This window comes from Kocuria sp. PD6, assembly GCF_031844145.1.
GTDB lineage: Bacteria > Actinomycetota > Actinomycetes > Actinomycetales > Micrococcaceae > Kocuria > Kocuria marina.
Genome location: NZ_JAUZUS010000006.1, coordinates 153,134 through 178,620 on the forward strand (window position 1 = coordinate 153,134; position 25,487 = coordinate 178,620).

At 69.0% G+C, this 25,487-nt stretch carries 21 protein-coding genes; 13 read left to right on the top strand and 8 right to left on the bottom strand.

The window, feature by feature from the left end:
* Window positions 1-23: 23 nt before the first annotated feature.
* The 5 genes from Q9R22_RS07545 to Q9R22_RS07565 form a co-directional block, all read right to left on the bottom strand.
* Entirely contained in the window at window positions 24-524 is a 501-nt protein-coding gene (locus tag Q9R22_RS07545) for a hypothetical protein (protein WP_131332885.1), read from the bottom strand.
* Window positions 521-1,249, bottom strand: a complete 729-nt coding sequence (locus Q9R22_RS07550; RefSeq protein WP_207387891.1) for a sigma factor-like helix-turn-helix DNA-binding protein — start codon at window positions 1,247-1,249, stop codon at window positions 521-523. The genes Q9R22_RS07545 and Q9R22_RS07550 overlap by 4 nt, the downstream gene beginning before the upstream one ends.
* Before the next feature lie 85 nt (window positions 1,250-1,334).
* Window positions 1,335-3,947: an RNA helicase gene (locus Q9R22_RS07555; RefSeq protein ID WP_131332886.1), complete on the bottom strand. Its 2,613-nt coding sequence runs from the start codon at window positions 3,945-3,947 to the stop codon at window positions 1,335-1,337.
* Between the two features lie 80 nt (window positions 3,948-4,027).
* Window positions 4,028-5,014, bottom strand: a complete 987-nt coding sequence (locus Q9R22_RS07560) for a bile acid:sodium symporter family protein (protein WP_242670679.1) — start codon at window positions 5,012-5,014, stop codon at window positions 4,028-4,030.
* A complete protein-coding gene (locus Q9R22_RS07565) occupies window positions 5,011-5,667 on the bottom strand; it encodes an MBL fold metallo-hydrolase (protein WP_131332888.1) in 657 nt (218 codons plus the stop codon). Before Q9R22_RS07565 ends, Q9R22_RS07560 begins: the two co-directional genes overlap by 4 nt.
* Before the next feature lie 303 nt (window positions 5,668-5,970).
* Here Q9R22_RS07565 and Q9R22_RS07570 point away from each other — a divergent pair, with 303 nt between their 5' ends.
* The 13 genes from Q9R22_RS07570 to secG all read left to right on the top strand — a co-directional run bounded on the left by Q9R22_RS07570 (window position 5,971) and on the right by secG (window position 21,908).
* Window positions 5,971-6,522, top strand: a complete 552-nt coding sequence (locus tag Q9R22_RS07570) for a MarR family winged helix-turn-helix transcriptional regulator (RefSeq protein WP_131332889.1) — start codon at window positions 5,971-5,973, stop codon at window positions 6,520-6,522.
* Window positions 6,519-8,327, top strand: a complete 1,809-nt coding sequence (locus Q9R22_RS07575; RefSeq protein ID WP_131332890.1) for an MDR family MFS transporter — start codon at window positions 6,519-6,521, stop codon at window positions 8,325-8,327. The genes Q9R22_RS07570 and Q9R22_RS07575 overlap by 4 nt, the downstream gene beginning before the upstream one ends.
* A 200-nt stretch (window positions 8,328-8,527) precedes the next feature.
* Window positions 8,528-11,569 carry an excinuclease ABC subunit UvrA gene (uvrA, locus tag Q9R22_RS07580; RefSeq protein ID WP_396415667.1) on the top strand — a complete coding sequence of 1,014 codons (3,042 nt, stop codon included), beginning with the start codon at window positions 8,528-8,530 and terminating at the stop codon, window positions 11,567-11,569.
* Complete coding sequence (locus Q9R22_RS07585; protein WP_131332891.1) at window positions 11,566-12,252, top strand: HAD family hydrolase; 687 nt, start codon at window positions 11,566-11,568, stop codon at window positions 12,250-12,252. Before uvrA ends, Q9R22_RS07585 begins: the two co-directional genes overlap by 4 nt.
* A 14-nt stretch (window positions 12,253-12,266) precedes the next feature.
* Window positions 12,267-12,953, top strand: a complete 687-nt coding sequence (locus tag Q9R22_RS07590; protein WP_064846607.1) for a 1-acyl-sn-glycerol-3-phosphate acyltransferase — start codon at window positions 12,267-12,269, stop codon at window positions 12,951-12,953.
* Window positions 12,946-15,009 (top strand): excinuclease ABC subunit UvrC, encoded by a 2,064-nt coding sequence (gene uvrC, locus Q9R22_RS07595; RefSeq protein ID WP_131332892.1) that lies wholly within the window; start codon window positions 12,946-12,948, stop codon window positions 15,007-15,009. The genes Q9R22_RS07590 and uvrC overlap by 8 nt, the downstream gene beginning before the upstream one ends.
* Window positions 15,010-15,067: 58 nt before the next feature.
* Window positions 15,068-15,985 carry an RNase adapter RapZ gene (rapZ, locus tag Q9R22_RS07600; RefSeq protein ID WP_035962066.1) on the top strand — a complete coding sequence of 306 codons (918 nt, stop codon included), beginning with the start codon at window positions 15,068-15,070 and terminating at the stop codon, window positions 15,983-15,985.
* 27 nt (window positions 15,986-16,012) lie between these two features.
* Window positions 16,013-17,086: a uridine diphosphate-N-acetylglucosamine-binding protein YvcK gene (gene yvcK, locus Q9R22_RS07605; RefSeq protein WP_094067113.1), complete on the top strand. Its 1,074-nt coding sequence runs from the start codon at window positions 16,013-16,015 to the stop codon at window positions 17,084-17,086.
* 51 nt (window positions 17,087-17,137) lie between these two features.
* Window positions 17,138-18,127, top strand: a complete 990-nt coding sequence (gene whiA, locus Q9R22_RS07610) for a DNA-binding protein WhiA (protein WP_035962064.1) — start codon at window positions 17,138-17,140, stop codon at window positions 18,125-18,127.
* 237 nt (window positions 18,128-18,364) lie between these two features.
* Window positions 18,365-19,372: a type I glyceraldehyde-3-phosphate dehydrogenase gene (gene gap, locus Q9R22_RS07615; RefSeq protein ID WP_064846590.1), complete on the top strand. Its 1,008-nt coding sequence runs from the start codon at window positions 18,365-18,367 to the stop codon at window positions 19,370-19,372.
* 85 nt (window positions 19,373-19,457) lie between these two features.
* On the top strand, window positions 19,458-20,681 hold the full coding sequence (locus tag Q9R22_RS07620) for a phosphoglycerate kinase (protein ID WP_131332893.1): 1,224 nt from the start codon (window positions 19,458-19,460) through the stop codon (window positions 20,679-20,681).
* Window positions 20,682-20,777: 96 nt separating this feature from the next.
* Window positions 20,778-21,596 carry a triose-phosphate isomerase gene (gene tpiA / locus Q9R22_RS07625; protein WP_098054498.1) on the top strand — a complete coding sequence of 273 codons (819 nt, stop codon included), beginning with the start codon at window positions 20,778-20,780 and terminating at the stop codon, window positions 21,594-21,596.
* A gap of 57 nt (window positions 21,597-21,653) precedes the next feature.
* Window positions 21,654-21,908: a preprotein translocase subunit SecG gene (secG, locus tag Q9R22_RS07630; RefSeq protein ID WP_035962057.1), complete on the top strand. Its 255-nt coding sequence runs from the start codon at window positions 21,654-21,656 to the stop codon at window positions 21,906-21,908.
* 199 nt (window positions 21,909-22,107) lie between these two features.
* Here the strand turns inward: secG and pgl are convergent, their stop codons facing one another.
* The 3 genes from pgl to zwf are packed head-to-tail and all read right to left on the bottom strand — an operon-like array spanning window position 22,108 to window position 25,464.
* Window positions 22,108-22,914, bottom strand: a complete 807-nt coding sequence (pgl, locus tag Q9R22_RS07635) for a 6-phosphogluconolactonase (protein ID WP_131332894.1) — start codon at window positions 22,912-22,914, stop codon at window positions 22,108-22,110.
* Complete coding sequence (locus tag Q9R22_RS07640; RefSeq protein WP_131332895.1) at window positions 22,907-23,929, bottom strand: glucose-6-phosphate dehydrogenase assembly protein OpcA; 1,023 nt, start codon at window positions 23,927-23,929, stop codon at window positions 22,907-22,909. Before Q9R22_RS07640 ends, pgl begins: the two co-directional genes overlap by 8 nt.
* Window positions 23,926-25,464, bottom strand: a complete 1,539-nt coding sequence (gene zwf / locus Q9R22_RS07645) for a glucose-6-phosphate dehydrogenase (RefSeq protein ID WP_131332896.1) — start codon at window positions 25,462-25,464, stop codon at window positions 23,926-23,928. Before zwf ends, Q9R22_RS07640 begins: the two co-directional genes overlap by 4 nt.
* Between the last annotated feature and the right edge of the window lie 23 nt (window positions 25,465-25,487).

A 25,487-nucleotide genomic window follows, 5' to 3' on the forward strand; every position in this document is an offset into this window, starting at 1 on the left:
AACCGGTCCGCGGGGCCCGTTCCCTATCCTGGGAACGGGCCCCGCGGCGTCGTGCACCACAGCGCAGCACCGGCGAACAACGCGGCCCATAGCAGGGACACGAGGGTGCCGATGATGAACTGTTCGCGCTGCTGGGCGTTGGTGAACTCGCCGTAGCGGGCCAGGCCCTTGATCGCCACGACCACGCCGATCCCGGCGACCATGCCCGTGAGCAGCGAGACGATGGCGCCGGCGCGTTCCAGCGCACCGATGACGAGACCTCCGCGCAGCGGCGGGTCCACGGGTTCCGCCGTGGCCTCGGAGTCGTCCCACGGGCTCTTCGTCGGACGCGGGCGTTCGTGGGAGACGTCCGCGAAGCGGAAGACCCCGCGCACCACAGGGTCGCCGGACAGGGCCCCGGCGATCAGCAGCGCGGGATAGGCCCATTCCCGGGGCACGGTCCCCGCGAGCACGGTCCAGATCGCGGTGGTCAGCACCAGGGCTGCGGGGAGGACCGCGGTGGTGAGCGGGCGCAGGAAGCTCACGCGTCACCGCCCGAGGTGGTGTCGCCGTTCGAGGCGACATCCTCCGGCGAGGAGACGTCCTTCAATGGGTGGGCGTCCTTCGAGGAGGTGGCGTCCTGCGCTGAGGGGGCCGCGGCGTCCGGAGCGTGGCCAGAGGGGGAGTGCTCGTCCGCGAGTCGGAACAACGCCTCGAGGGTCTCGTGGACCGTGTGTTCCTCGTGCCACAGCGCTGCGCTGAGCCGCCTGGACACCGAGGACTGGGTGATCCCGAGCCCCTCGGCGATCTCCTGTTGCGTGAGCCCCCGGTCGGCGAGTTCCGTGGCCTGCGCCCCGGCCTCGGAACGCCGGGCCCGCACGGCGCACACCAGATCCACCACGCTGCCCGCGCGCCGCGCCCACTCGTTGCCGGCCACGACCGGACGGCCGCGCTCCTTCGCGGCGTTCACGGCATCCCGCGCGGCCACGAAGGCCTCGCCCGTAGCTTCGCGCACGGACGACGGCAGGGGGTCGTCCACCGCGCCGATGCCCACGCCCACGTGCCAGTGCCCGGCGTCGGCGAGCGCGAGGACCGCGCGGACGATCGCGGCGGCGTCGTCGTAGAGCGCCTGCAGCTCATCGCCCGCGCTGATCTCCCAATCGAGGACCGGGCGGGGGAGTTCCTCCTGCAGAGCCGTGCGCTGCCGTCCCATGTGCAGCTCGGCGGCGCGGCCGCGGGAATCGCGGCGGTCGATCGTCAGGGCGAACACGAACTCCTCCTCACCCTATGCATCCTAAAGTGCATATTATCCGATGATGCGTCTCCACATGCATGACTTTCGGGATGACCGGTGCTCAGCGTCTCGTGTCGGTGATGGGACCCACGTTGTCCACGAGGACCACGGGGAAGCCGTCCTCGTCCGACGCCGCGAGGTCGACGCGCGCGTTGATACCCCAGTCGTGGTGCCCGTCCGGATCGTCGAAGACCTGCGTGACGGTCCAGAACCCGGTCATTCCCTCGGGGTCCTCGGTGATGCGGATCAGGGACGGCCCGCGGGACTGGGCGTCCGTGTAGATGTCCTCGTACTCGTCGAAGTACGTGTCCATCGCGTCCGCCCAACGGTCGCGGTCCCACCCGGTCCTCTCGTCCAGGGCCCCGAGCACCTTGTCCTTCTCCTGCGCGAACAGTTCCACGCGCTGGAACAGGGCATTGCGCACCATCACGCGGAACGCACGGGGGTTCGCGGTGACGCCCTCCGGCTGTTCGGCCACAAGTTCCTTGAGGGAGTCCGCGCCCGTGCCCATGGGGGATTCCTCCCCGGAGGCCAGCTTCTCCCATTCGTCCAGCAGGGAGTTGTCGGTCTGGCGGATGCTCTCCCCGAGCCATTCCACCAGGTCGGTGAGCGACTCGGTCGTGGCGTCCACCGGGACCGTCTGGCGCAGGGCCTTGTACGCGTCCGAGAGGTAGCGCAGCAGGATGCCCTCGGAGCGGGCGAGACCGTAGAACTGCACGTAGTCCCCGAACGTCATGGCGCGCTCGTACATGTCCCGCGCCACGGACTTGGGGGAAAGCTCGAACTGTGCGACCCACGGGGCGGAAGTTCGGTAGGTCTCGAACGACTGCTCGAGCAGTTCCCGCAACGGCTGGGGGTACGTGATCTCGTCCAACTCACGCATGCGTTCCATGTACTCGAGGCCGTCGGCCTTCATGGTCGCGAGCGCCTCGCCCTTGACCTTCTTCTCCTGCAGGTTCAGCACCTGGCGCGGTTTCTCCAGCGTGGCCTCGATGACCGAGACGACGTCGAGCGCGTACGTCTCCGACTCCGGGTCCAGCAGGGTGAGCGCGGCCAGCGCGAATGGGGACAGCGGCTGGTTCAGCGCGAAGTTCTCCTGCAGCTCGACCGTGAGCCGGTAGCGGCGCCCGGTCTCGTCCGGCTCAGGCAGGCGTACGACGACGCCCGCGCGCAGCAGTTCTTTGAGGATCGCGAGCGCCTGGCGCAGCAGCAGGCGTTGGCGCGGCCGTGGTTCGTCCACGCTCGTGAGCAAGCGGTACCCGGCGCCGATGTTGTCCCCGGGCCGCTGCAGCATGTTCAGGACCATGGAGTGGGTGATCGCGAAGGAGGACGTGAGCTGTTCGGGCTGGGCGGCCACGAGCGACTCGAACGTCTTGCGGCTCCAGGACACGAAGCCCTCCGGCGGCTTCTTCTTGGGCACCTGACGCAGTTTCTTCTGATCGTCCCCGTGCTTGGCCCGGGCCTTGGCCATGGCGCGTTCGTTCTCGATGACGTGCTCGGGGGCCTGGACCACCACGGTCCCCGCGGTGTCGTAGCCGGCGCGGCCCGCGCGGCCCGCGATCTGGTGGAACTCGCGGGCGCTGAGCCGGCGGGTGCGGCGACCGTCGAACTTGGACAGCGCCGTGATCAGCACGGTGCGGATGGGCACGTTGATCCCCACGCCTAGGGTGTCCGTCCCGCAGATCACCTTGAGCAGCCCGGTCTGGGCGAGCTGTTCCACGAGGCGGCGGTACTTGGGCAGCATGCCCGCGTGGTGCACCCCGATCCCGTGCCGCACGAGCCGGTTGAGCGTCTTGCCGAAGCCCGCGGAGAAGCGGAAGTCCTTGATCAGCTCCGCCACGCGCTGCTTCTCGTCCTTGCTGAGGACGTCCACGGACATCAGGTTCTGGGCCTGTTCCGCGGCCTGCAGCTGCGAGAAGTGCACCACGTACACCGGGGCCTGGTGGGTGCTGAGCAGGTCCTCGAGCTCCTCGTGGACGGGGCGCTCGGAGTAGTAGTGGTGCAGGGGGATGGGGCGTTCCGCAGAGGAGACGAGCGCGGTGGAACGGCCCGTGGTCTCGTTCAGGCGGTTCTCGATGCGGGTGACGTCCCCGAGGGTCGCGCTCATGAGCAGGAACTGCGCCTGGGGCAGTTCGATGAGCGGCACCTGCCACGCCCAGCCGCGCTGGGGATCGGAGTAGAAGTGGAACTCGTCCATGATCACCACGCCGAGGTCCGCTTCCGCACCCTCACGCAGGGCCACGTTCGCGAGGATCTCCGCGGTGCAGCACACGATCGGGGCGTTCTGGTTGACCGCGGAATCACCCGTGACCATGCCGACGTTCTCGGCGCCGAAGATCTCGCACAGGTCGAAGAACTTCTCGGACACCAGGGCCTTGATGGGCGCGGTGTAGTACGAGCGAGCCCCGCGAGCGAGCCCCGCGAAGTGCGCGGCCACGGCCACGGTGGACTTACCCGATCCCGTGGGGGTCGCGAGGATCACGTTGGACCCGTTGGCGACCTCCAGCACGGCTTCGTCCTGGGCGGGGTACAGCTCCATGTCCCGTGAGGCGATCCAGCCGAGGAACCCCTCGTAGATCTCGTCCTCGCTCAGGGGGTTGGACGCGAAATCACCGCGCAGGTACCGGTGCCCGGGGGCGGAGAGATCGGGGGCCAGGGAATCGAGGAGTTTCATCCCCGTCAGCCTATCGGCCCCCGCGGACACGCATACGGGCGTGTCCTGTGGAGGTGCACGGGAACGACGTCGCGACGTCGTCAGATGTTCGCGCGCCGCGCCGCGGCCGAATCCGCCCGGCGGCACAGCAGCGCGAAGACCGCGCCGGAGAGGTTGTGCCACACCGAGAACACCGCGCCGGGCAGGGCTGCGAGCGGGGACATGTACTGCGCCGCGAGACCCGCGGCGAGTCCGGAGTTCTGCATGCCGACCTCCACCGCGGTGGTCCGGCGCACGGGGGCCGGCTGTCCGGTTACTCGGCCGACCGCGTAACCCAGCAAATACCCGAGCACGTTGTGGATCGCGACGGCGGCGAGCACGAGCAGTCCCGCCTGGATGATCTTGTCCGCCGAGCCAGAGACCACGACCGCCACGATCACGGCGATGCCGAGTACCGACACCCACGGCAGCACGGGTAGCAAACGCTCGACCACGCGGGGTAGCGTGAGGCGCACCATAAGTCCCGCGAGCACGGGCAGTAGGACGATCAGGGCGATCGACTTGGCCATGGCGGCGCCGTCGAGCGGCATATACGCGCCCGCGAGCCACAGCGTGAGGAACGGGGTGAGCAGCGGGGCGAGCAGCGTGGAGATGGACGTCATGGTCACGGACACGGCCACGTCACCGCGGGCCAGGTAGGACACCACGTTGGAGGACGTGCCACCCGGGGCGCAGCCCACGAGGATCACGCCGGCCGCGATCTCCGGGGGCAGTCGCAGCAGCCAGGTCACGAGCAGCGCGATGGTCGGCATGAGGACGTACTGGGCCAACACACCCACGACGATCGGGACCGGGCGCTTGGCCACGAGCGCGAAGTCCACGGGACGCAGAGTGAGTCCCATCCCGAACATCACCAGACCCAGCAGGGGATTCGTCCAGCCCGCGGCCTGGTGCACCGTGGGGGCGAACGCGTATCCGACCACCCCGCCCGCGAGCACCAACAGGGGGAAGGCCAAGACGGCGACGTACGCGGCCCGGTCCGCCGTGTTACGCGCCGGGGCCGCGGCCCCGGACGAGGCGACGCTCACCAGCCGCGTTCTTTCCACTCCTGCAGGTGCGGGCGTTCGGCGCCCAGGGTCGTGGGGTCGCCGTGGCCCGGGTGGATCACGGTGTCGTCCGGGAACTCGTCGAAGATCCGCTCGGTGACGTCCTGGTAGAGCTGCTGGAAGTCCTCGGGGGAGTTCGTCTTGCCGAGACCGCCGGGGAAGAGGGAGTCACCCGAGAAGATGTGGGCGGGCCCGGACGGGTCCCGGTACACCACCGCGATGGAGCCTGGGGTGTGCCCGCGCAGCTCGATGACGTCCAGCTCGAAACCGTCGAGCTCGGCGGTGTCCCCGTTCTCGAACGTGAGGTCCATGGGCACCGAGATGTCGTTCTCGTCCGCGGCACCGCACGCCGTCATGGCCTCCGAGTGCGAGGCCACGGACTCCAGCGCGCGCACGTGGTCCCAGTGCGAGTGGGTCGTGATGATCAACTGCAGGTTCCCCCAGTCGGAGCAGTCCCCGGACCCGGCGGCCACGAGACCGGCGATGGCGCGGGCGTCGTCCGCGGCGTCGATGAGCACCTGCGTGCCGTGCTCCTTGGAGGTGAGGAGGTACACGTTGTTGTCCATCTCGCTCACCGAAATGCGGCGGATGGTGATGTCGGCGAGTTCCGTGATCTCGGTCTGGGTAGCGATCATGCCCCCGATTCTAGGCCGCCGAGTCACGCCGGGCTAATACGCGGCCGCGCGCGGGGAGGTGCGTGTAACGCAGACGACCCGCCCGGTGATGGACTACCGGAGCGTCAAGATATATAGTTGCGCGAAGCAAATAAATAAGCTGGCGGCATCCGAGCGCCGCGTGCTCGCCCGACCGAGCGGCGTCGGCCGCCGAGTCCTGCGAACCCAGCGGATCGCCCGGGTGGGCAGCAATGAACTCATGACCGCCCGCACCGGGTGCGGACCGCGCGCTACGGGCCCGGCACCCGAGGAACGGGGGAGTGGATGGGCGTGTCACACGCGACCGCCGAGGAGCTCGTGCGCGACTTGTTCGAGCTGCAACGCGTGACCCGCAAGGTGCTCAAGGCAGCGGCGCTGCACCGGGAACTGTCCATGGTGCACACCAACATCCTGAGCTATCTCGCGTGCGTGCCCGGACGCCGGGCAAAGGACATCGTGGCCGAGTCCGGCCTCGGGGCTTCAGGGATGAGCCGACACCTGAGCGCCCTCGAACACCTCGGGTACGTGACCCGCACACGTGATCTCGAGGACGGACGCGCGCAGATCGTGGAGATCACCGCCGAGGGTCGCAAGGCCCTCGAGGCGAACCTGCGCGCGGACGCCGAGACCCTCGTCGCCCGTCTGGGCGACCTGGGCGAGGACGAGGCAGAACGCACACGCGTGGACCTCAACCGGCTCACCGAACTCTTCCTGACATCACTGGGCATGTCCCGGGTCACGGCGGCCACGATCGTGCCGGAGCCCGGGGCGCAGCCCGGATCCCCGCACCCCACGGCGTCCGGTGACCCCGGTCGCGGAAAGGAGAACAGCCCGTGACGGCAGCCCAGGACACACGCGGTAAGGCGCGTACTACGCGAACGAGCGACCAGGAGCATCGGGACGTCCTGCGGGCGTTGACCGGCATCCTGGCCGCGTTCTTCATGGCCATGGTCACCCTGACCATCATCGGCACGGCACTGCCCGTCATCATGGCGGACCTGGGCGGAGACCAGACGGCACTGTCCTGGACGGTCACGGGCACCCTGTTGGCCAACGCCGTCACGACCCCCATGTGGGGCAAGCTCGCGGACCTTTTCGACAAGAAAAAGCTGCTGCTCATGGCCATCGCGATCTTCGTGATCGGTTCCGCCGCCGCGGGTCTCGCGGGATCCATCACCATGCTCGTGGTGGCGCGCGTGATCCAGGGCGTGGGCATGGGCGGCCTGATGGCGCTGGCCCAGACGATCCTGGGCACGATCATCCCGCCGCGCGAGCGCGGCCGGTACGCCGGGTACATGGGCGCGGTCATGGCCGTGGCCACGTCGGTGGGCCCGCTCCTGGGCGGGCTCATCGTGGACGCGTTCGGGTGGCGCTGGTGCTTCCTGATCCCCGTGCCGCTGTCGATCCTCGCGGCCGTGCTGATCGTGCGCACGCTGCACCTGCCCGAGACCACGCGTGAGACGGCGCCCACAGTGGACTTCCTGGGTATGGCCCTGCTCGCGGTGGCCACGTCCTCCCTGCTGTTGTGGGTGTCCTTCGCGGGCAAGCTCTTCGACTGGGGTTCGTGGGAGTCCATCCTGCTGATCGTGGTGGGCGTGCTCAGCACCTTGGCGTTCATCCTGGTGGAGCGGCGCGCGAGCGAACCGACCATGCCCCTGCACGTGGTCACCGAGCGCACCACCGTGCTCGCGATCATCGCGGCGATCGCCACGGGTGGCGCCATGTTCGCGTCCACGACGTACCTGGGTCAGTACTTCCAGCTGGGCCAGGGCTACACACCCACCGAATCCGGGCTGCTCATGCTCCCGCAGGTCGTGGGATCGTTCCTGGGCTCCATGGTCGCAGGCCAGCTCATCACGCGTTTCGGCCGGTGGAAGCGGGTGTTGATCGCGGGCGCGGTAATCCTCGTGATCGGTCTGTTCCTGGCGTCCCAGCTGACCCACGCGACGCCCGCGTGGCTCGTGGGCATCTTCATCTGCCTCGTGGGTCTGGGCGTGGGCACGCTGAACCAGAACCTCGTGCTCGCCGTGCAGAACACCGTGGGCCTGAAGGACATGGGCTCCGCGTCCTCCGCGGTCGCATTCTTCCGCACCGTGGGTGGCGCCGTGGCGGTGTCTCTGTTCGGGGCGCTGCTCACGCGTCACCTCTCGAGCGAGATGTCCCAGTTTGCCGCGGACCACGGTCTGGATGCCCACCAAACGCCCGACGCCGCGTCGATCGACCTCGCGGGGCTGCCCCCGGCAGTGCTGGAGGCCATTCGTGAGGCGTACGGCACCGGGACCGGGTTGCTCTTCCTCGTGGCCGGGATCGCATCGCTGGTGACCCTGGTGTGCGTGCTGCTCATGAAGGAGGTGCCGCTGCGCACCACGGTGGACGTCGCGGAGGTGGACCCGGAGACGGGTGAGATCACCCTGGTGACCAAGCGCGTCAACCCCGTGGAAGCGGCCGGGCTGCGCATGCAGCACGCGGAGACCGGTGAGCTGCCCGTGGTCGATCCCAAGGCCTCCGGGCTGCGGCGCTCCCACGGCGAGCGCGCCGAGGAGACGGCGCGTTCGGCCCGCGGGGCCCACGCCGCGCCGGTCGAGCCCGACTCCGCGGGGACCGCGCACCCGCATCCCCACCCTCGGCACCGGGCCGAGTAGGGTGCCCCGCTGCCGAGTGAGTTGTCCACTCGCAGGGGACACGACGGACGACGGCGCAGCGCGCGATCCGGCCGGGAGGTCGCATTGCGCGCTGCGCTGATTCGTCCCTGGACCCGCTCGTCGTGTCGGTGGCTGGTAATAGAGTGACTGCCGTGTCTGAGCAAACCCGCCGAACCCCCAGTGACCGTTCGTCGAGCTCCGTGCTCGCGGAACGAGTGGCCCACGACCGTGCCCCGCGCACCCGCGCCTCCGGTGTCTCGGACCTGACCGAGATCGTGGTGCAGGGTGCCCGCGAGCACAACCTCAAGAACGTGGATCTGACCATCCCCCGCGATTCCATGGTCGTGTTCACGGGGTTGTCCGGGTCCGGGAAGTCCTCCCTGGCCTTCGACACCATCTTCGCCGAGGGTCAGCGCCGCTACGTGGAGTCGCTGTCCTCCTACGCCCGGATGTTCCTGGGCCGCGTGGACAAGCCGGACGTGGACTTCATCGAGGGGCTGTCCCCGGCGGTGTCCATCGACCAGAAGTCCACCTCGCGCAACCCGCGCTCCACGGTGGGCACGATCACCGAGATCTACGACTACATGCGTCTGCTGTGGGCGCGGATCGGCCACCCGCACTGCCCGGTGTGCGGTGAGCCCATCACCAAGCAGACGCCCCAGCAGATCGTGGACCAGCTGCTCGAGCTGCCCGAGCGGACCAGGTTCATGGTCCTCGCCCCCGTGGTCAAGGGCCGCAAGGGCGAGTTCCAGGACCTGTTCCAGCAGCTGAGCACCCAGGGATACGCGCGCGCCGTCGTGGACGGCGAGACCGTTCAGCTCGAGAACGCGCCCAAGCTCAAGAAGCAGTACAAGCACACGATCGACGTGGTCGTGGACCGCCTCATGGCCAAGCCGGACGCCCGGCAGCGGCTCACCGACTCGGTCGAGACCGCCCTGAACCTCGCGGACGGACGCGTGGTCATCGAGCTCGTGACCCGTGAGGGCGAGCAGTCCCCGTGGCACGAGACTCGCCGCACGTTTTCCGAGAACCTCGCGTGCCCCAACGAGCACGAGCTGCAGACGGACGAGATCGAGCCGCGCTCGTTCTCGTTCAACGCCCCGTTCGGCGCGTGCCCCGAGTGCGACGGCATCGGTTCGCGCCTCGAGGTGGACGAGGACCTCGTGGTTCCCAATCCGGACCTGTCCCTCGTGGAGGGCGCCATCGCGCCGTGGTCCCTGGGCAAAGCCACGAGTGACTACTGGAACCGCTTGCTCGCCGGACTCGGGGAGGAGGCCGGATTCGACCTCGTGACCCCGTGGAAGGACCTGCCGGCCAAGGCACGCAAGGCCATCCTGCACGGCAAGGACTACAAGGTCACCGTGGCCTACCGCAACCGGTGGGGCCGCGAGCGCCGGTACACGCAGGGCTTCGAGGGCGTGTTCGGCTATATCAAGCGCAAGCACGAGGAGACCGAGTCCGATCACGCCAAGGACCGCTACGAGCAGTACATGCGCCAGGTGGCGTGCCCCGAGTGCGGGGGAGCGCGGCTGAACCCCACGATCCTGGGGGTCACCGTGGGCGGGAAGAACATCGCCGAGGCCACCCGCCTGCCCATGCGCGATTCCCTCGCGTTCTTCCAGCAGCTGGACCTTGACACCCGCGAGGCCAGGATCGGTGACCAGGTGCTCAAGGAGATCATCGCGCGCCTGACGTTCTTGATCGACGTCGGGCTGGACTACCTCAACCTGGAGCGGGCCGCAGCCACGCTGTCCGGCGGGGAGGCACAACGCATTCGGCTCGCCACCCAGATCGGTGCGGGGCTCGTGGGCGTGCTCTACGTCCTGGACGAGCCGTCCATCGGGCTGCACCAGCGCGACAACCGCCGGCTCATCGACACCCTGCTGCGCTTGCGGGACATGGGCAACACCCTCATCGTGGTCGAGCACGACGAGGACACCATGCGCGAGGCCGACTGGATCGTGGACGTGGGCCCGGGCGCGGGCGTGCACGGTGGGGACGTGGTCCACTCCGGGACCTACGACCAGCTGCTCGAGAACCGCCGGTCCATCACGGCCGACTACCTCACCGGCCGCAAGCTGATCGAAGTCCCCACGACGCGGCGTCCCGTGGACAAGAAGCGGCAGCTCACGGTCGTGGGTGCGCGGGAGAACAACCTGCAGAACCTCACGGTGGACTTCCCGCTCGGGGTCTTCGTGGCCGTCACGGGCGTCTCCGGTTCGGGGAAGTCCACGCTCGTCAACGACATCCTCTTCACGAGCCTGGCCAATCAGCTCAACGGCGCCAAGCAGGTGCCCGGTCGGCACAGGCGCATCGACGGTCTGGAGCACCTGGACAAGGTCGTGCACGTGGACCAGAGCCCCATCGGGCGCACCCCGCGCTCCAACCCGGCCACGTACACGGGCGTGTTCGACCGGATCCGCAAGCTGTTTGCGGAGACCCAAGAGGCCAAGGTCCGCGGCTACCAGCAAGGCCGGTTCTCGTTCAACGTCAAGGGCGGGCGCTGCGAGGCATGCTCGGGTGACGGGACGCTGAAGATCGAGATGAACTTCCTGCCGGACGTCTACGTCCCGTGCGAGGTGTGCAAGGGCGCGCGCTACAACCGCGAGACCCTCGAGGTGCACTACAAGGGCAAGAACATCGCGGAGGTCCTGGACATGCCCATCGAGGAGGCGGCGGAGTTCTTCGCGCCGTTCACCGCGATCGCGCGCTACCTCACCACGCTCGTGGAGGTGGGCCTCGGGTACGTGCGGCTGGGTCAGCCCGCCACCACGCTCTCCGGCGGTGAGGCTCAGCGCGTCAAGCTCGCCGCGGAACTGCAGAAGCGTTCCAACGGGCGCACGATCTACGTCCTGGACGAGCCCACCACGGGTCTGCACTTCGAGGACATCCGCAAGCTGCTCATGGTGCTGCAGAGCCTGGTCGACAAGGGCAACAGCGTCATGACCATCGAGCACAACCTGGACGTCGTGAAGTCGGCGGACTGGATCGTGGACCTGGGCCCCAACGGGGGATCCGGCGGTGGCACGGTCGTGGCACAGGGCACCCCGGAGCAGGTCGCTCGCAACAAGGACAGCTTCACGGGGCAGTTCGTACGCGAGGTGCTCGAGCACTCCGCCGCCCGGGAGGCCGCCCACCGCAGCGACGCGGACGGCGCGGATGCCCAGGAAGACGCGGAACCGGCCGGCGGGACGCAGGAGAACCGGCAGCGCGCCGAGTCCGCGGTGGGGGACCGGGCATGAGCGTCCAGAGCCCCATCGTCCTGTGGGACCTGGACGGCACGGTCCTGGATCCCGCCGGGGCCATCACGGACGGGATCGCCGGCGCCCTGCGCTCGTGCGGTTTCGCCGTGCCCGAGAACCTCGGGCGCTTCGTGGGACCACCGATCGGGGAGTCCCTGCGCCGGTTCACGGACGTCCCCGAGGACCGGATCGCGGAGGTCGCCGCGGTGTACCGCGCCGGGTACCTCGCGGAGGGCCTGGACCGCTCGCGCGTCTATCCGGGTGTCCGCGAGGTGCTGGGGTCGCTGCGCGAGCGCGGCGTGCGTCAGACCGTGGCCACCCAGAAGCCCGAACACATCGCCGTGGAGGTCGTGTCGCGTTTCGGGCTGGACGAGTACTTCGAGACCGTGAGCGGCGCCGCGGACGATCTCGCGCAACCGAGCGGGTCCGGGCGGCTGCACGACAAGCCCGCGATCATCGGGGAGGCGCTGCGGCGCATGGGTGCGCTGCCCCCGGACCCCGCACGCACCGTGATGATCGGGGACCGCAGCTACGACGCCGACGGTGCCCGCAGCCACGGCATCGACTGCCTGGGCGCAGGATGGGGCTTCGCGCAACTCGGGGAACTGCGGGACGTGTGTGCCGCTGTCGCTCGTGAGCCCGGGGATTTGGCACACTTGCTCCAGCAATACACGGACCGGTAGGGGAGCGAGCAGTGATCACGAAATACGACCTGACCAAGGCCTCGGTGGCGCGCGCCCTGAGGCTGCTGTGTCGTCCCGTGATCACGGGTCTGGAGAACCTCCCGCAGGACGGCCCCGTGATCATCGCGTCCAACCACCTGTCCTTCCTGGACTCGGTCATCATCTCCGCGTTCATGCCCCGCCGGGTCAAGTTCATCGCCAAGGCGGAGTACGTCAACAGCCCCGGGATCAAGGGCAAGCTCATGCGCGAGGCCTTCGAGTTCATCGACATCATCCCCGTGACCCGCGGTCAGCAGAGCGAGTCCGTGGCGGCCCTGGATCCTGCCGTGGAACACCTCAAGCAGGGCAACGTGTTCGGGATCTACCCGGAGGGCACGCGCTCCCGGGACGGTTACCTGTACCGCGGGCACTCCGGCGTGGCCTACCTGGCCTACGTCACGGGCGCCCCGGTGGTGCCCGTGGGGCTGATCGGCACCCAGCGGTTGCAACCGCCCGGGGCTACCATGATCCGCCCCGCCAAGTTCGAGATGCACGTGGGAGAGCCCATCCCCACACCGGAGTCCCACGGGCATCAGACGGGCAAGCTGCGCAAGACCCACGTGGAGCAGATCATGACCACGATCGCGGGACTATCCGGGCAACCGCGCAAGGACGTGTACAACGTGTCCCCGTCCGTGCAGAGGGACGCCGGGCGTGGCTGACCCGGCGAGCTACAGACCGGCCCGACAGGACATCCCGACCAATCCGGGGGTCTACCGGTTCCGGGACGAACACGGCCGTGTGATCTACGTGGGCAAGGCCAAGAACCTGCGCAACCGGCTCTCGTCCTACTTCGCGCCCCTGCACCAGCTCGCGCCCAAGACCCGCACCATGGTCACCACGGCCGCGGCGGTGCAGTGGACCGTGGTGGGCTCGGAGTTCGAGTCCCTGCAGCTCGAGTACACGTGGATCAAAGAGTTCGCGCCCCGGTTCAACATCGCCTACCGGGACGACAAGTCCTATCCGTACCTGGCGGTCACGATGTCCGAGGACGTCCCGCGGGCCATGGTCACACGCGGGGAGAAGAAACCGGGCAACCGCTACTTCGGCCCCTATTCCCAGGCGTGGGCCATCCGGGACACCCTGGACGCCCTGTTGCGGGTCTTCCCCGTGCGCACGTGCACCAAGGGTGTGTTCCAGCGCGCCGAGCGCAGTGGCCGGCCGTGCCTGCTGGGTTACATCGACAAGTGCTCGGCGCCGTGCGTGGGGGAGATCTCCCGCGAGGACCACCGCCGGCTCGCCGACGACCTGTGCCGCTTCATGGCCGGGCACGCCAAGCCGTACATCCGGGAACTCACGCGGCAAATGAACGAGGCCGCCGAGCGTATGGACTTCGAGACCGCTGCGGCACGCCGCGACGACGTCGGCGCGCTCGAACGGGCTTTCGAGCGCAACACGGTGGTGCTCGCGGACACCACGGACGCGGACTTCTTCGCGATCGCCGAGGACGAGCTCGAGGCCGCGGTCCAGGTGTTCTACGTGCGTGGTGGCCGGATCCGGGGTCAGCGCGGGTGGATCACCGAGAAGGTCGAGGACGTCACGACCGCCCAGCTCATGACCCACCTGTTGCAACAGGTCTACGGCGAGGCGCAATCGGAACTGGCCCCCGCGCCGTCGGCCCGCAGGAAACAGACCGCAGGCGGGAGCACGGACGTGGTCGCCAAGCACCGCCGCACGTCCGAGCTCGCGTACCGCCAGGACACGATCCCGCGCACGGTGTACGTGTCCGCGGAACCGGACGAGGCGGACGAGCTGCGCAACTGGCTCAGTGAGCTGCGCGGTTCCCAGGTGGCCATCCAACGGCCCCAGCGCGGTGACAAGGCGCAGCTGCTCGAGACCGTCGCGGAGAACGCGCGCCAGGCGCTGGCCCTGCACAAGTCCCGCCGCGCGGGGGACCTGACCACGCGCTCGGCGTCCCTGCAGCAGTTGCAGGAGGCCCTGGACCTCCCGGATGCCCTCATGCGCATCGAGTGCTACGACATCTCCCACGTCCAGGGCACCAACGTGGTCGCGTCCTTGGTCGTGTTCGAGGACGGTCTGCCGCGCAAGTCGGAGTACCGCAAGTTCTCGATCACTGGCGATGCCGCACGGGACGACACCGCGTCCATGTACGACGTCATCCACCGCCGGTTCTCCCGCCACCTCGAACAGCAGCGCCGCGCCGCGGAGAAGGGCGTGCACAGCGGGGAGGTGGCCCCGGACGCCGACGACGCGCCCGCGCGCGCCTTCGCGTATCCCCCCAATCTCGTGATCGTGGACGGCGGCCCGCCCCAGGTCGCGGCGGCCCAGCGCGCCCTGGAAGACCTCGGAGTGGACGACGTCCACGTGGTGGGTCTGGCCAAGCGGCTCGAGGAGGTGTGGGTGCCCGACGACGAGTTCCCGGTCATCCTGCCCCGCGCCTCGGAAGGGTTATTCCTCATGCAGCGCGTGCGCGACGAGGCCCATCGTTTCGCGATCACGTTCCACCGGCAGAAGCGTTCCAAAGCCATGACGGTCTCCGCGCTCGACGACGTGCCTGGGCTGGGCCCGGCCAAGCAGAAGGCCCTGCTCAAGCACTTCGGCTCGGTCAAGAAACTGCGCGCCGCCACCGCGGAGGAGATCCTCGAGGTCAAGGGCTTCGGGCCCGCGTTGGCCACCAAGGTCGCGCAGACCCTCGGGGGCGGCACCGAGGCCCGGGAGCCCGCTGTGGACACCGAGACGGGCGAACTGCTCGACTGAAACTGGTCTACCCTGGAAACGAACCCTGCAGTCGGAAGATCAGGCGGTCCGTGACCACATGAGCAGCCCACCCCCGGAAGCCACGCCCTCCACCCTGGAACCGGTGAAGCCCCCCACGGCGGAGTTGCTGATCGTGACCGGGATGTCCGGGGCGGGTCGCTCCACGGCGGCCAACGCGCTCGAGGACCTCGGGTGGTACGTCGTGGACAACCTGCCCCCGCAGATGCTCGGGACGCTGGCGGACCTCGTGTCGCGGACCCCGCAGACCCTGCCCAAGCTCGCCGTGGTGATCGACGTGCGTGGCAAGGCACTGTTCAACGACATGCGTGAGACCCTCGCCGCGCTCGAACGCTCGGGCGTGGAGTTCTCGGTGCTGTTCCTCGAGGCCTCGGACGAGGTGCTCGTCTCGCGCTACGAGCTCCAGCGCCGCCCCCACCCCCTGCAGGCGGGCGGCCGGATCCTGGACGGGATCCGCGCCGAGCGCGAGCTGTTGCGCGATCTGCGCGAGACCGCCGACTCCGTGCTGGACACCTCGTCCTTCAACGTGCACGCGCTGACCAAGGCCGTCGCGGACATGTTCTCCACGAGCGGTCCGGTGGTGCTGCGGCTCACGGTCATGAGCTTCGGGTTCAAGTACGGCGTGCCCGCGGACGCGAACTTCCTCGCGGACGTGCGTTTCATCCCCAATCCCCACTGGGTCCCCGCGTTGCGCCCGCGCACGGGCAAGGACCCCGAGGTGCGGGACTACGTCTTCGGCCACCCCGGCACGCCGACCTTCGTGGACCGCTTCGTGGCCATGCTCGAACCGGTGTTCGCCGGCTACCGCACCGAGAACAAGCACTACGCGAGCATCGCCATCGGGTGCACGGGAGGCAAGCACCGTTCCGTGGCGATCACCGAGGAGGTCGCGCGGCGGCTCAGCAAGTCCCCCCGCGTGACCGTCAACATCCAGCACCGGGACCTGGGCCGAGAGTAGTCCCGCCCCCCAGAAATTACGGATTCCATGACTAACTTTCCTACGACGGGTGCGTTGCCCCGGTTGCCGCTGAGCAGCCGACGCGACGTGGACCCCTACCACTCGTTGGACGCCTCCGCGCGCGCGTCCCTGACGGATGCCGATTCCGTGGTCGCCCTGGGTGGCGGTCACGGGTTGTCCGCGAGCCTGTCCGCCCTGCGTCTGTTAGCGCCGGCCCTCACGGCCGTGGTCACGGTCGCGGACGACGGCGGATCGTCCGGTCGACTGCGCAACGACCTGGGCGTCCTGCCGCCCGGCGATCTGCGGATGGCGCTGGCAGCGCTGTGCGACGACTCCCAATGGGGTCGCACGTGGAGCGACGTGATGCAGCACCGGTTCAGCATCAAGACCCACCCGGACGAGGGTCTGGACAACCACGCCCTGGGGAACCTGCTGATCGTGACGTTGTGGGAGCTGCTCGGCGACCCCGTGGAGGGACTGCGCTGGGCCGGTGCGCTGCTGGGTGCGCGCGGCCAGGTGCTGCCCATGAGTTGCCTCCCGCTCGTGATCGAGGGGGATGTCTCGCCCGGGAGCAATCCCACGCAGGAGTGCCCCCCGGAGAAGATTACGCGCACCGTCACGGGCCAGTCACGGCTCGCCAAGGAGGCGGACGTGTGCAACGTGCGCCTGTCCCCGGCGGACGCCCCCGCGTGCCCGGAAGCCGTCACCGCGATCGAGGAGGCCGCGTGGGTCGTGCTCGGTCCCGGGTCGTGGCACACCTCCGTACTGCCGCACCTGTTGCTGTCCGAACTGCGGGACGCGATCTGCCGGTCCCCGGCCAAGCGTCTCGTCACGCTGAACCTCTCCCGGGATTCCGAGACCCTCAGCATGGGATCGGGGGACCAGCTGCGCGTGCTCAAGCGCTACGCCCCGGACCTGCGCCTGGACGTGGTGCTCGCGGACCCGTCCGCCGCGGAGTCCCCCAAGGACGTCGAGGCGGCGGCCGCCCAGCTCGGCGCCGTCGTGCACTGGGACTCGCTGCGGGACACGAGCGGCAGTTCGGTGCACAACCCCTTCAAACTGGCCGCGGCCTACCAACAGATCATGAACGCGCAGCGCTGAGCGGGAGCCCCCGCCGCGCAGCACACGTACTCGGCAAGGAGATCGACAACCATGGCATTGACCGCTTCGGTCAAGGAAGAACTCTCGCACCTGCAGGTGCGCAAGTCCGCGGTGCGCGCGGCGGAGCTCTCGGCGCTGTTGCGCTTCGCGGGCGGGCTGCACATCGTGGGCGGGCGGATCGTGGTGCAGGCGGAGCTGGACACCGAATCGGTCGCGCGCCGCGCGGCACGCGCCGTGGGGGAGGTCTTCGGCCACGAGTGCGAGCTCGGGGTGATCAGCGGCGGTGGTCTGCGCCGGGACCGTACGTGGGTCGTGCGGGTTGCCCGCGACGGTGAGGCGCTGGCCCGGCGCACCGGGTTGCTGGACGCCCACGGTCGTCCCGTGCGCGGTCTGCCGCCCACCGTAGTCAACGGCAGCGTCGAGGAGTCCGCCGCCGTGATCCGAGGTGCCTTCCTGGCCCACGGTTCGCTCACCGAACCGGGGCGGGCCGCGGCGATGGAATTCACGTGCCCCGGTCCCGAGGCGGCGCTCGCGCTCGTGGGTTCCGCGCGTCGGCTGGACGTGCTCGCCAAAGCGCGGCAGGTACGCGGGGCGGACCGCGTCGTCGTGCGCGACGGGGACACGATCGCCACGCTGCTCACGCGCCTGGGCGCGCACCGCGCGCTGCTGCAGTGGGAGGACCGCCGGATGCGCAAGGAGGTGCGCGCCACGGCCAACCGGCTCGCGAACTTCGACGACGCCAACCTGCGCCGCTCCGCGCAGGCCGCGGTCACGGCGGGGGCCAAGGTCGAGCGTGCCCTGGACCTGCTCGGGGACGACGCCCCGGAGCATCTGCGGGCCGCCGGCCGGCTCCGGGTCGCCAACAAGCAGGCGAGCCTGGACGAGCTGGGCCGGTTGTCGGACCCGCCCCTGACCAAGGACGCGATCGCCGGGCGGATCCGCCGACTGCTCGCCATGGCGGACCGCCGTGCCGAGGAACTGGGGGTGGCCACGACCGCCGAGTTCGCCGCGCACGCTGGGTCGGAACAGCGCCGCGCATAGTAGCACCCGCGGGCAACACGCCGGTGCTGTGGGTTTGTGTGGGGTTTACGGGAGAGTCGCCTGAATCTGCGTCGAGCCCCTGTCGAACCGCGTGAATTCTCGGTAGAATAGGACCGGAAGACCCGGCGGGCCTCGGACGAGGTCGAGAACAGAGTGTGGGATTTCTACCGTTTGGTTTGGATCCCACATGTCGACGGACCAGCACCCGCCAACCCCCGACAGACAGAGGAGATCGCAGTGACAGTCAAGGTTGGCATCAACGGTTTCGGACGGATCGGACGCTGCTTCGCGCGGGCCCTGTACACCGAGCACGGCCACGACATCGAGTTGGTCGCGGTGAACGACCTCACGGATCCGGAGACCTTGAAGCACCTGTTCGAGTTCGACTCCGTCATGGGCCGGCTCGGTGCGGACGTCACCCTGGACGGTGACATGATGACCGTGAACGGCCACCAGGTGAAGTTCCTGGCCGAGGCCGATCCCTCCAAGCTGCCCTGGGGCGAGCTCGGCGTGGACATTGTGATCGAGTGCACGGGCAGGTTCACGACCGGCCCCAAGATGCAGGCGCACCTGGACGCCGGTGCCAAGAAGGTCGTGCTCTCCGCACCGGGCAAGGAAGTGGACGGCACGTTCGTCTACGGCGTGAACCACGAATCCTACGACTCGGCCAGCATGAACCTGGTCTCCGCCGCGTCCTGCACCACCAACTGCCTCGCGCCGCTGGCCAAGGTCATCAACGACGAGTTCGGCATCGAGCGCGGTCTCATGACCACGATCCACGCCTACACGGGTGACCAGCGCCTGCACGACGCCCCGCACAAGGACCTGCGCCGCGCCCGCGCCGCCGCGCTGAGCATGATCCCCACGACCACCGGTGCCGCCGCCGCCGTGGGCCTCGTGCTGCCCGAGCTCAAGGGCAAGCTGGACGGCTTCGCCGTGCGCGTCCCGGTTCCCACCGGCTCGCTCGTGGACCTCACCGTGGACGTGGAGAAGGACGTCACGGTCGAGTCCGTGAACGCCGCGATCAAGCAGGCCGCCGAGGGCCCTTTCAAGGGCATCATCGAGTACTCCGAGGAAGCGCTCGTCTCCAAGGACATCGAGGGCTACGACGTCTCCACCGTGTTCGACGCGCCCCTGACCAAGGTCATCGACAACCAGGTCAAGGTCATCGCGTGGTACGACAACGAGTGGGGCTACACCCTGCGTCTCGTGGACTTCGTCTCCTACGTAGCGGATAAGCTCTGAGTCAGACCGCTCAGTGGCGCCGGTGCCCGCGGGTACCGGCGCCATTGTCATCAGTACGGCATCACCACAGGAAGGGATGACGGATATGGCCAAGTCACTGGACGATCTCATGGCGGAGGGGGTCGCGGGTCGCCGCGTGCTCGTGCGCTCGGACCTCAACGTTCCGCTTGACGGTTCCACCGTGACCGACGACGGTCGCGTGCGCGCGTCCTTACCGGTGCTCACCAAGCTCGCCGACGCCGGCGCACGCCTGATCGTCATGGCGCACCTCGGGCGCCCCAAGGGCACCGTAGACCCCAAGTACTCGATCGAGCCGGCCGCCGCGCGCCTGGCCGAGCTCGCGGACGCGGACGTCGTCGTCGCCTCGGACGTGGTGGGTCAGGACGCCCGCGGGAAGGCCGAGGCCTTGCAGGACGGACAGATCCTCGTGCTCGAGAACGTGCGCTTCGACCCGCGCGAGACGTCCAAGGACGACGCCGAGCGGGAGGAGTTCGCGGCCGAGCTCGCGTCCCTGACGGGGGAGAACGGTGCGTACGTGGATGACGCCTTCGGGGCCGTGCACCGCAAGCACGCCTCCGTGTACGACATCGCGCGCGCGCTGCCCGGTTACCTGGGTGACCTGGTCAAGACCGAGGTGGACGTCCTGCGCAAGGTTATCTCCGATCCCGAGCGCCCGTTCGTGGTGGTCATGGGTGGGTCCAAGGTCTCCGACAAGCTGGCCGTGATCGACAACCTGATCGGTAAGGCGGACTCGCTGCTCATCGGCGGCGGCATGGTCTTCACGTTCCTCGCGGCCCAGGGGCACGCGGTGGGTTCGTCCCTGCTCGAGAAGGACCAGATCGACACCGTCAAGGGTTACCTGGACCGCGCCGCCGAGGCGGGCACCGAGATCGTGCTGCCCGTGGACGTTGTGTACGCCTCCGAGTTCTCCAAGGACGCCGAGCACGAGGTCCGCCCGGTCTCGGACATCGAGGGTGGGAAGATCGGTGACTCCGGCCTGGGCCTGGACATCGGCCCCGAGTCCGCCGAACTGTTCGCGCGCACGATCGCCGAGGCGAAGACCGTGTTCTGGAACGGCCCCGTGGGCGTGTTCGAGATGCCGGCGTTCGCCAACGGCACCAAGACCGTGGCGCAGGCCCTCGTGGACTCCGACGCCATGAGCGTGATCGGCGGCGGCGACTCCGCCTCCGCCGTGCGCAACCTGGGATACCGGGACGACCAGTTCGGCCACATCTCCACGGGGGGTGGCGCGTCGCTCGAGTACATCGAGGGTAAGGAACTGCCGGGCCTCGTGGCGCTGGGCGCCTGAGCCGCCACACACCGTGATGCGCGGGGCCCGCCGCCGCGGGCCCCACGCGCCCGCCCCTGTCCACAACCACGCCGCACGACCGAAGGAGATCCAGCCATGACCACCCAGACCAACGGTGTCTTTGACCGCACGCCCCTGATCGCGGGCAACTGGAAGATGAACATGGACCACACGCAGGGCATCGCCCTGCTGCAGAAGCTCGCGTGGACGCTCAAGGACGCCAAGCACGACTTCTCCCGCGTGGAGGTCGCGGTGTTCCCCCCGTTCACCGACCTGCGCTCCGTGCAGTCCCTCGTGGACGGCGACGGACTGCAGATCGCCTACGGCGCCCAGGACCTCTCCGACCAGGACTCCGGGGCGTACACGGGAGACATCTCGGGCCAGTTCCTGGCCAAGCTTGGGTGCCGTTACGCGCTCGTGGGGCACTCCGAACGGCGGAGCATCCACGCCGAATCCGATGAGCAGTGCCGCGACAAGGTCCGCGCCGCGATCCGTCACGGCCTGACCCCCATGCTGTGCATCGGCGAGGGTCTCGAGCAGCGCCAGGCCGGTGAGCACGTGCAGTACACGCTCGAGCAGTTGCGCGGGAGCCTCGCGGAGCTCAACGCCGGCGAGCTCGAGGGCCTCGTGGTGGCCTACGAACCGGTGTGGGCCATCGGCACGGGGGAGGTGGCCGGGCCCGAGGACGCCCAGGAGATGGCGCACGCGATCCGCGCGGAACTCGAGTCGCTGTACGGCGAGGACTTCGCGAAGGCCACGCGGGTGCTCTACGGCGGTTCGGTGAAGTCCTCGAACGTCGCGAACATCCTCGGGGGAGCGGACGTGGACGGCGCCTTGGTGGGCGGTGCCAGTCTGGACGCGGAGGAATTTGCTAAGATTACCCGGTTCGAGCAGCACCTGGTCACCGACCAGTGATCCCCTCCGATCGCTGACGGTTGACCCGCCCCCGAGATTCGTGAATCGAGGCTATTCGTGGAGATCCTCCAGATCGCCCTCCAGGTGATCATCGTGGTCACCGGCATCCTGTGCATCATGTTCGTCCTGCTCAACAAGGGCAAGGGCGGCGGTCTGTCGGACATGTTCGGTGGCGGGATGACCCAGTCGCTGAACACCTCCGGCGCCGCGCAGAAGAACGTGGTGCGGATCACCACCGTTCTGGCGATCGTGTGGGTCCTGGCCATCGTGAGCTACGGCCTGCTGATGCGCTTCAGCGGCCCGGGGGTCTGAGACCCGCCGCACGCGCACCGGCTGATCCGGTCGCCACGACTCGGCACAGCACGAGAACTCGGCACAGCAGAAGAACTCAGTAGAGCAGACGACGTCGGCCCGGACCGTGAAGGTCCGGGCCGACCTCGTCGTATCCGGGGCGCGGTGTCGTCCCGTACGTGCCGGGTGACGGGCCGGGCCCGGGGGCGGGATCATGGGCTCAGCCCGCGGTCCCGCCCGGGGCCGGGTCGGGGTCCTCGGGCATGCCCGGGAGGGCGTCCTCCGTGACGAGCCACAGGGTCTCCCGGGTCCCGCGTACCGCGCTGGCCGGGGCCTCGGTCGCGGTGATCTCCGGCCGTCGGATCGTGGCGAGGGCCTCGGCCTTCGCGGCACCGGCGACCAGCAGCCAGACCCGCTGCGCGGAATTGATCGCTGGTAGGGACATGGTGATGCGGGTGGGCGGCGGTTTGGGGGAGTCCTCGACCGCGAACACCGGAGCGTCCGTGCGCAGGACGTCCTCGCGGCCCGGGAACAGGGATGCCACGTGGGTGTCCGGGCCCAGGCTCAGCAGGGCCAGATCGAAGACCGGCAGGCCCGTGTCGGATCCCTCGTTCTCGGCCGCCGCGGCGAGTTCCTCGGCGTAGTCCTCGGCCGCGGCATCGGCCGACGCGATCTCGTCCGAGCCCGCCACGGGGTGCACGCGGTCCCACGTCAGCTCGTGGGTCTCGTCCCACGCGTCCGCGGCCTGGACACCGTTGCGTTCGCCGTCCGCACCGGGAAGGAACCGCTCGTCCGACCACCACACGTTCACGCGCGACCAGTCGATCACGGCGGCGTCCGGGTGGCCGGCCAGCTCACCGATCACGCGGGTCCCCATGCTCCCGCCGGTCAGCACGAGGGTGGCCTCCCCGCGTTCGTCCTGGGCGTGCTCGAGCACCTGGAGGACGCGCCCGGCGGTGTCCCAGGCAAGGCGTTCGTCACCCTCGTGCGGGACGAGTCGCGGTTCCGGGCGGGACGGCTCACTCATCGCCGGCTCCCTCGGCCGATGCGGAAGCCGAGGCATCGTGGCCCTGCACCGTGGTGTTCTCGGAAGGCTCCGCGGCCTCCTCACCGACGGCGCGGGTCGTGATCCGGGCACTCGCGAGCCCCGAGGTGATGACCTCGCCGTAGACCTCGTCCGCATCCAACCGTCGCAGTTCCTCCGCGAGGCACGCGTTGAGATCCCGCACGGGCATGGCGATCTGCTGATCCGGCTGACCCGGCTGGGAGAGCACGGCCACGGTGCGGCCGGGGCGGTGCAGCTGCACCGATCCGTCGTCGGTGACCAGGCACACGCGGTCGAGACCCCGCCGGGTGTCGTCGGTGATGATGGTCGCCGGGGCATCGAGCTTGCTGGACAGCCACACCCCCAAAAGCACCATGGACGAGGCCACCGTGGAGCCCTCGAGCACGATCTCGCGCACCTTCACGGGCCCCACCTGGTCCAGGACCGCAGCGAGCTGGATGCGCCAGTTGGTGATCCGCGTCCAGGACAGGTCCGTGTCCCCGGGGCGGTACTGCTGGGACAGTTGTGCCAGGGACTCGAAGGGTGCGGGCGCACGCGAGGAGTCGGTGATCCTGCGGTGGGCGATGCACCCGATCGAGCTCGTGCTGGGATTCTCGGGGAAGTCGTGCGGCCACCACGCCACGATGGGTGCGTCCGGCAGCAACAGCGCGGAGACCAGGGTCTCAGTGGGTTCGGCGAGCTCGCCGTAGCCGTGCAGCAGGATCACCTCGGACGCGCCGGCGTCCCCGCCCACGCGCAATTGCGCGTCCAAGCGGGTCTCGTCGGTGCGGGAGTGCGCTACGTGCACGATGATTCGGCACGGGTGCTCGTGACTCGCGTAGTTCGCGGCCTCGACCGCGACCTCCGAGTGACCGGCCTGCGCGAGGACCACGAGCGTCAACACGCGGCCCAGCGTCACCACGCCGTTCTCGTCCCGCAACTGATTGAGTTTCTTCTCAATCTTCGCCGCGGTGGTGTTCTCCATCTGAACGATCACGGTCGCCTCCAAACTCGCCCGTCACGGGCCATCAACTCGTGCGCCGAGTCCGGTCCCCACGAACCCGGCGCGTACGGCTCGGGCATGACGCGCTGCTCGGCCCAGTGCTCCTCGAACGGGTCCAGGATCTTCCAGGACAGCTCCACCTCGGAGTGGTCCGGGAACAGCGGGGGCTCACCCAGCAGGACGTCGAAGATCAACCGCTCGTAGGCCTCGGGGCTCGACTCCGTGAACGCGTGGCCGTAACCGAAGTCCATGGTCACGTCCCGGATCTCGGACTGGGTGCCCGGGACCTTGGAGCCGAGCCGGATGGTCACGCCCTCGTCCGGTTGGATCCGGATCACGATCGCGTTCTGACCGAACTCGTCGTTGTCCATGTCCCGGAACAGCAGGTTGGGCGACTTCTTGAACGCCACCGCGATCTCGGTGACCCGCCGGCCCAGTCGCTTCCCCGCGCGCAGGTAGAACGGCACGCCCGCCCAGCGGCGGTTGTTGATGTCCACGCGCAGTGCGGCGAAGGTCTCCGTGCGGGAATCCGTGGGGATGTCCTTCTCCTCGTGGAAGCCCTTGACGTAGTCCCCGCCCTGCAGCCCTGACGTGTACTGGCCCAGCGCGGAATGCTTCCCGAGGTCCTCGGGCAGCACCACGGATTCGAGTACCTTGGCCTTCTCGCGGCGCAGGTTGTGCGCCGTGAAGGACGCGGGTTCCTCCATGGCGGTGAACGCGAGCAACTGCAGCAAGTGGTTCTGGATCACGTCCCGGGCCGCGCCCACGCCGTCGTAGTAGCCGGCGCGCGAACCGATCCCGATCTCCTCGGCCATGGTGATCTGCACGTGGTCCACGTAGCGGGCGTCCCACAAGGGCTCGAACATCTGGTTCGCGAAGCGCAGCGCCAGGATGTTCTGCACCGTCTCCTTGCCCAGGTAGTGGTCGATGCGGAACACGCTGTCCGCGCGGAACACGCGTTCCACGATCGCGTTGAGCTCCCGCGCGGATTCGAGGTCGTGCCCGAAGGGCTTCTCGATGACCACGCGTCGCCAGCCCGTGCTGTCCTCGCTGTCGGCGAGGTCGTGGTCCGCGAGCTGTTGGCACACCACCTCGAACGCCTTGGGCGGAATCGAGAGGTAGAACGCGTGGTTGCCGCGGGTGCCCCGGTCCCGGTCGAGCTCGTCGAGGGTCTGCGCGAGCCGGTGGTACGCGTCGTCGTCGTCGAACTCGCCGTGGACGAAACGCAGACCCGAGGCGAACTGGTTCCAGAGGTCCTCGTTGTAGGGCGTGCGCGCGTGCTCGGCGACGTGTTCCTTGACGTACTCGGCGAACTGGGCGTCGTCCCAGTCCCGCCGGCCGAACCCCACGAGGGAGAAGGCCGGCGGGAGCAGGCTACGGTTGGCCAGGTCGTACATGGCCGGCAGCAGCTTCTTCTTGGCGAGGTCACCCGTGACGCCGAACAACACCAGAGCCGACGGCGCGGCGACCCGGGTCAGGCGCCGGTCGCGGGGATCGCGTAGCGGGTTGCAGTTCTTGTTGTCAGGCACGCGTGTTCCTGTTCGTTAGCGGT